Origin of the sequence: Exiguobacterium sp. SH0S7 (genome assembly GCF_004337195.1) — a bacterium.
Lineage (GTDB): Bacteria > Bacillota > Bacilli > Exiguobacteriales > Exiguobacteriaceae > Exiguobacterium > Exiguobacterium aurantiacum_A.
On record NZ_SJVA01000063.1, the window covers coordinates 1 to 254 of the forward strand.

The 254-nt window shown below is 49.6% G+C and carries 1 protein-coding gene; it reads right to left on the bottom strand.

All coding sequences use genetic code 11. From position 1 onward, the window contains the following. Positions 1 to 145: 145 nt before the first annotated feature. Positions 146 to 254, bottom strand: a 109-nt coding sequence (locus EVJ22_RS15420; protein ID WP_131444300.1) for an IS3 family transposase, incomplete at its 5' end; no start/stop codon positions are given.

Below are 254 nucleotides of genomic sequence, written 5' to 3' on the forward strand. Positions count from 1 at the left end.
GAAACAGCGTCTCACCTATCGAACGACAGACCGACACGGGTATCACCACTACGCCTCCGACCCCGCCGTCTGTAAGAACTGCCCGCTTCTCGAGAAGTGTACGTCCAATCGTGCCCACCGGCGCGTCTGGATTGTCAACACTTAATTAGACAATTTCGAAGAGGTATCTTTGTTTGTACTCCCTCGGCGTTAGGTAGCCCAATGTTCCATGGACTCTGATGTTATTGAACCAATGTATGTAATCACGTAATTCA